Source organism: Nevskia soli (genome assembly GCF_903970205.1).
Taxonomy (GTDB): Bacteria; Acidobacteriota; Terriglobia; order Bryobacterales; family Bryobacteraceae; genus Bog-113.
This window is the reverse complement of sequence record NZ_CAJCHS010000265.1, coordinates 1-5,522: the sequence shown is the minus strand read 5'-3', so window position 1 is coordinate 5,522 and position 5,522 is coordinate 1. Positions and strand designations below refer to the sequence as shown.

General features: G+C 61.7%; 11 protein-coding genes. 8 read left to right on the top strand and 3 right to left on the bottom strand.

All coding sequences use genetic code 11. From position 1 onward, the window contains the following. The 5 genes from H1Y01_RS12025 to H1Y01_RS12005 all read left to right on the top strand — a co-directional run. Window positions 1-186: VWA-like domain-containing protein (locus H1Y01_RS12025; protein ID WP_257644444.1), on the top strand; the 186-nt coding region annotated here is incomplete at its 5' end. After that, the gene (locus tag H1Y01_RS12020; protein WP_180540762.1) at window positions 183-464 is read left to right on the top strand and encodes a hypothetical protein; all 282 of its coding nucleotides are present in this window, start codon (window positions 183-185) and stop codon (window positions 462-464) included. The genes H1Y01_RS12025 and H1Y01_RS12020, both read left to right, overlap by 4 nt. Window positions 465-636: 172 nt before the next feature. Continuing rightward, complete coding sequence (locus H1Y01_RS12015; RefSeq protein ID WP_180540761.1) at window positions 637-819, top strand: hypothetical protein; 183 nt, start codon at window positions 637-639, stop codon at window positions 817-819. Next, the gene (locus tag H1Y01_RS12010) at window positions 816-1,703 is read left to right on the top strand and encodes a ParB/RepB/Spo0J family partition protein (protein ID WP_180540760.1); all 888 of its coding nucleotides are present in this window, start codon (window positions 816-818) and stop codon (window positions 1,701-1,703) included. Before H1Y01_RS12015 ends, H1Y01_RS12010 begins: the two co-directional genes overlap by 4 nt. A gap of 37 nt (window positions 1,704-1,740) precedes the next feature. Further along, a complete protein-coding gene (locus tag H1Y01_RS12005) occupies window positions 1,741-2,256 on the top strand; it encodes a DUF488 domain-containing protein (protein WP_180540759.1) in 516 nt (171 codons plus the stop codon). Here the strand turns inward: H1Y01_RS12005 and H1Y01_RS12000 are convergent. Continuing rightward, window positions 2,253-2,495 carry a hypothetical protein gene (locus tag H1Y01_RS12000; RefSeq protein ID WP_180540758.1) on the bottom strand — a complete coding sequence of 81 codons (243 nt, stop codon included), beginning with the start codon at window positions 2,493-2,495 and terminating at the stop codon, window positions 2,253-2,255. The two genes, H1Y01_RS12005 and H1Y01_RS12000, sit on opposite strands and share 4 nt — an antisense overlap. Beyond that, window positions 2,492-2,812 (bottom strand): hypothetical protein, encoded by a 321-nt coding sequence (locus H1Y01_RS11995; protein ID WP_180540757.1) that lies wholly within the window; start codon window positions 2,810-2,812, stop codon window positions 2,492-2,494. The genes H1Y01_RS12000 and H1Y01_RS11995 overlap by 4 nt, the downstream gene beginning before the upstream one ends. A gap of 94 nt (window positions 2,813-2,906) precedes the next feature. Here H1Y01_RS11995 and H1Y01_RS11990 point away from each other — a divergent pair, with 94 nt between their 5' ends. The 3 genes from H1Y01_RS11990 (at window position 2,907) to H1Y01_RS11980 (ending at window position 4,313) form a co-directional block, all read left to right on the top strand. Next, window positions 2,907-3,503 (top strand): hypothetical protein, encoded by a 597-nt coding sequence (locus H1Y01_RS11990; protein ID WP_180540756.1) that lies wholly within the window; start codon window positions 2,907-2,909, stop codon window positions 3,501-3,503. Beyond that, window positions 3,500-3,997, top strand: coding sequence for a siphovirus Gp157 family protein (locus H1Y01_RS11985; RefSeq protein ID WP_180540755.1), 498 nt, complete (start codon window positions 3,500-3,502; stop codon window positions 3,995-3,997). Before H1Y01_RS11990 ends, H1Y01_RS11985 begins: the two co-directional genes overlap by 4 nt. 88 nt (window positions 3,998-4,085) lie before the next feature. Continuing rightward, a complete protein-coding gene (locus tag H1Y01_RS11980; RefSeq protein ID WP_180540754.1) occupies window positions 4,086-4,313 on the top strand; it encodes a hypothetical protein in 228 nt (75 codons plus the stop codon). Window positions 4,314-4,428: 115 nt separating this feature from the next. Here H1Y01_RS11980 and H1Y01_RS11975 read toward each other — a convergent pair whose 3' ends face one another. Further along, window positions 4,429-5,433, bottom strand: a complete 1,005-nt coding sequence (locus H1Y01_RS11975) for a site-specific integrase (protein ID WP_180540753.1) — start codon at window positions 5,431-5,433, stop codon at window positions 4,429-4,431. Window positions 5,434-5,522 lie beyond the last annotated feature (89 nt).

Genomic DNA, 5,522 nt, shown 5'->3' with positions numbered 1-5,522 from the left:
GGCGGCACGGCCTTTCAGCCGGTCTTCGATTACGTCGAAGCCGAACGCCTCGATCCGCTGGCGTGCGTCTACTTCACGGATCTGTACGGCCCGGCTCCCGAAGAGCCGCCGTATCCGGTTCTCTGGGTCGCTCCGATCCACGCTCGGCGCACGGCTCCGTTCGGCCGGGAAGTGAGGGTCGCATGACCGGCCCCTGGCGCGCTGCGCCTGGCTTCGGCCTGCCGGAGCCCGAGAAGACGGTCTGCGATCTGTGTGGCCGCGACGCCCACGGGTACAAGTACTGCGAAGAGTGCGAAGCCTATCGATCGGTCTTCGACGTGAGCGCGCATCAGGCCCAGCTCACCAAAGAGCGCCTCACGGCCGAGCTGGCGCAGAAAAGCCGCAAGCGCATCGACCGCGGCAAGCGCTCGATCGAGGACTCGCCGATCTTCGGCGGCGAACGGCAGAAGGGCATGTTCGAATAGGTTCGAGTGGGGGCCCTATGCAGGACGCCCCCGCTCCGCGACGCCGTGCGTATCTCCCAAAGTGGCTGCGGCGTCGCGTTTCTTTCCTTCCCTTGTACTGTGTCTCTCAAGTACTGCCTTCTATTCCTAACGACACCCCCTCTTGATAGAATAGAAGTAAGGAGATACACCAATGCAACAAAATGACGAACCCTCCGGCCTCTTTCGCGTGATCGACGAACACCGCATCGTGATCTGCGAGGGCGAGAAGGAAGAATGCCTCGACATGATCGCCGGATACGGCGGCACGCTCGAAGAGAAGATTTGGCACCCGGTCACCGATATCACGGCCTGGCACTGGGAGAGTGCCCAATGACCCCGCCGACGCGGGCGCTTCCGCTGTCGGAAGTCTACGCGAATCCGTTACAGCCGCGCAAAATTTTCGCGATGGCCGCGCTCGAAGACTTGGCCGCATCCATTCGGGTGCAAGGGCTATTGCAGCCAATTACAGTTGTGAAGCGGCCCTCCGTTCACGGAACATGGTTAGTAGTAATGGGCGAACGAAGACTGAGGGCGAGCAGGATAGCGGACACGAAGACCATTCCGGCCATCGTGCGCGATCTAAGCGATGAGAAGGTCGCGGAGCTGGCGCTGCTTGAAAACCTCCAGCGCGAGGATCTGAACATCACCGAAGAGGCGCGTGCGTATCAGGTCTTCATCGACAAAGGGCACACGGTCGAGACGCTGGCCGCGCTGCTGGGCTTCACCCAGCCGTGGCGCATCAAGGATCGGCTGGCTCTCCTCAAGCTGGCCGGTCCGCTGCTCGAAGGCCTGGAGAAAGGGGCGGTCACTCCCACCCAGGCGTTCGAGATGAGCCGGCTTTCGGCGGAGGGCCAGTTTATCCTCTGGCGTCACATTCAAGACGGCCGCTGTCCGAATCCCCAGGCGCTCAAGAAAGTGGCGAGCGCGATTCTCGACCAGGAAAACCAGATCGAACTATTCAAGCCGCAAGCCACACTCACGGACGAGGAGAAGGCGGCGGTCTCGAAGATCGCGCGCTTCATGGAGCGCGCCGGGCGCCTGGCCTCGCTGGTCACCCCGGCCGAGATCGCGCTCATGAACGACGTCGCCAAGAGCGACGCGCGGGTCTGGGCCGACAAGCTCGGTCTGCTCGAAGGCCTCTGCCGGGATCTCCGCAACGCGATGCTCGCCAATGCCGCCAAACAGGATCTTATGCGCGTGCGACAGGAGACGAAATGATTCGCAAAGCGAATTTTCAACCGGAAGGACGGAAACCATGACCCAGCAACCGATCCTGTTTCCGACCGCTCAGGATAGCGATTCCAGCGCATCCGGCGAGCCACAACGCATTCTCATGGTCGGGCACTCCCGACACCCCTGGCTGGACTTCGCCGCGCTCCTCACGCGCCACGGGGTTGAGCGGCTGATCGACGTCCGGAACTATCCGCAGAGCCGCTTCTGTCCCCACTTCAATGCGCGCCGGATGGCCGAAGCGCTCGACGAGCTGGGGATCGAGTATCAGCACCGGGGCGAGCTGGGCGGCAAACATCCACTCCCCTATGAGCGGCTGCGCTCGGAGATCCAAGGCATGCTCCCGCTCCGCAACGTGACGTGTCTCATGTGCTCGGAGGGCAAATATGTGGAGTGCCACCGGCACTACTTTCTCGCCCCTTTGTTTCTGGAGGTCGGCGTGAGCGTCGATCAAATCCTTCCGGACGGCTCGCTGCTACATGACTCAGGTCCCACGCCGCAAACGCTCCACAAGATGCGGGACTGGCTTCCCACCCGTTAGGCGCCAGCCGCCGCCGCCTGCGCCGCATCGGGCGGTTGCCCAGCGTAATCGCCCTGATGCCGCATGTCGATCGCATTCAGCGCTCGCAGCAACTCGACGCGCGCGCGGGCCGCGACCAGGTTCGCTTTCAGCTCGCCATCAACCTCGCGTCCGATCCCCAGCTCCTCGCCCGAGCGAAGTACCGAATCGAGTGCGCTGCCCATTGCCGCCAGCAGGCCGTCGCGCCCGATGGGACTCACCGGGCCCCGGCTCCCGCTGCCATCGCGCGCGCCGTTTCTGTGCGCCGGCCCAGCGTCTCTCCCAGTCCCCCCAGTTGCGACAGTTGCCCGGCCAGCGTTTGATATTCGTTCATCGTCTGCCAGTCGCGCTCCTCGCCCGCGTGGGCCGACATCGCGATCAGACCGGCCACGATCGGCTCGATGTTGCCTCGCACGTAAGTGACCAGCTTCGCGTCCTGCGCGGGCGCTGCAATCGTTTGTCTTCCGGTGCTCGACGGCCCGGTGTCTGCTGCAATCTTGCCGTTGGTTCCCGGCGTCTTTGCGGTTTGTGTAGCCATTCCGCCAGTGTAGAACTAAACGGTGCTCAGTGGTACTGCCATTGCTTGTTAACGGCACCCCCTCTTGATAGAATTGAAGTAAGGAGATACACCAATGCAAAGACAGAAAATTGCACCGATTGTCGATGTGCCTCTGCTGCTCGAAATGGAAACCGTTTTCGGGCAGGAGTGCAACTCGAAGTTCAACGGCGTTGAGTACCGCTTCAACGTCATCCACCAGGGCAACCCGTGTTTCATCTATCTGCCGGAGAGCGGCCGCGATGCGCTTGCTTCTCTCCGGCCGGATGTCGGCGAGACGGTCGAGCTACTGAAGCAAAAGAAGGGCACCGCGTTCGTCTATCGGGCGCAGCGCCTCAGCGACGCCCAAGAGATCCACGCCCGTTTGCCTTCTCCACCCCCCGCCGCCATCGCGCCGGTGGAACCACGCGCGAACGGGGCGAATGGGGCGAACGTTCGCACGATCGCGCCGCGCGCTCCCCAGCCTCCGGCCACCACGGGAGCGAACGCGCTCGCTCCGCAGCTTCCGACCGTCGCCATGCGGCTGGCGAGTTGTCTGTGCGCTTCGCTCGACGCCTGGGAAGAAACGCGCGCGTACGCCGCACGCAAGGGCGCGACCCTCGATTACACGAGCGAAGATGTGCGCGCCACCGGCTTGACGGTTTACATTTCGCAGGAGAAGAACGCGCGATGATTCGCTCTCCTCAGCTTTATGCGGTGATCCCGAACACGGCCCGCACGCCCGACACTCCCAAGAAAACAGGACGCGCCACGGCGCGCGTCCATCGGGAGGCCGAATACCAGACTAAGACCAAGATCGACCGGGCCTTCGGCGTGCTCTCGCGCCTGGATGAACGGATCGAAGAATGCGACGAGCAGATCGCCGCCTGGCAGACGCGCAAGCGTCTCTGGGCCAGGCGCATCGAGCGCATCGAAGAGCGGGTTCTCGAAACGATGGATCAGGCGAACATCAGCTTTGCGCCGGGCTTCCATCACGAGTTCAAATCGTCGCCGTGTCCGGTCTCGGTCGATGTCTTCGATTTGAAACTCCTACCGAAGGAGTTCCTCCGGCAGCCGAAGACGCCGGCCGCGGCTCCGGATAAGAACGCGATCCGGCTCGCCATCGAAGCCGAAAAGAGCGTGCCCGGCGCGCGGCTCGTGCAGAATGTGAGCTTGCAGCGGAAATGACGAGCAGACTGGAAGTACCCCTTAGTCCATATCGCCGGTCGCCCAAATGGGCGCACAATTGGTCAGTCACGGAGTAGAGGAAACGATCATGTATTCAATCACAACACCAGCCAGAACAACACCCACGTATGCGAGTCACCCAGCGCCCCTCGGCACCATTTTCGATGAGGACGTTCCCGTTTTGACGTTGGTGAGGTACATCTTCAAGGTGATGTTCGCCTTCCTCATCGTGAACCTGATTCTGACGCTGCCATTTATAGCGGTGGTCATACTGTTCGGCCTGCAAGTCGCCGGCCTCCATCTCCCAAGGCTTTAGTCTTTTTTGCGAGACTGGTAGCTGGTCCCAAGCGGCCAAAACAAAGAGCGCGGAAATCTGGGGGTGGACATACTCGCCGGTTCCGCGCTCTTACTCTTGCCTAGGGCGACATCAGCTAAAGCACTCTTGCCAACACATTCCTGCGAAACGGCAGTTCGCGGCGAACGTAGCGAATGACGGTCTGCACCTGCTTATGGCGCGAGTGCTGCATGATCGCCGGCAATGGCACGTTGCGGCGGGCAGCGGCGGTAATCATGCCCGAACGCAGCGAGTGAGCGCCGTACTTGTTCGGGTCCTCGCCGATTCGCTTCAACTCCGCTTTCACGATGTCCGCGATCCGCTGGCCGGAAATCGACTGGTACAAAATTTCGCGCAGCGGGTTGCAGGAACAGAACATCGGTCCTGGTGTCAAACCCCGAACCTTGAGCCAAGCTTTCAGTGCGCGTACGGGACAAATCTTCGGGTCCTTGGCGTACACCAGTTCTGTCTCCTCGCCCTTGCCTTCCTGATCGCCCTTCGAATACGGAAGCCACAACCGCGCTCCCTGTTTCTCGAACTTCGCGTGCTCGACTTGCATGGCGCTCAGTTCGCAGCGCCGCCACGCCGAGGCAAAGCCGACCAGGATGATCGCACGGTCGCGAATGTGAATGGGATCGTCGTCCGCCGACAGGCGGCGGCAAATCTTTCGCAGATGCTCAACACGCACCGCATCCTTGCCGTTGAACCCTTCCCGCCGCTCGCGAACGATGCCGGCCTGAACCGCGCGCACGCTAGCGGTCAGGGGCGACGGATAACCTGCCGACAAGTGCTTGTCTTGAATTGCGGACAAAGCGAGCGCCAGTGTCTCTTTGCGGTAGCCGCGTTCGTTCGCGCCCCAGGTCAGGAATAGTTCGATAGTCTCCGGATCGACGGGCAGGGAGTTGCGTCCCGTCATCCCGCACCAATCGTGAAAACCTTTCCAGGCGTGCTTGTAAGCGCGCAGGGTGTTGGGCGCTTTAGCTTTCGTCATCAGAGCCTCCTTTTGCTCTCGCAGGTCCGCGAGATCGCTGATTCCGACATCAAACAGGCGTTGCTGGTCGCGGGGCGCGGGCTCGCGCCGAGCGGCTTTGAGGGTGGACATGCTCAGTAGTATAGGCCAGACATTGTCTCGTGTCCATTGATGGCCTATACTACTGGAAGAAATGCAGACATCGCCTTGATCCGCCCAGA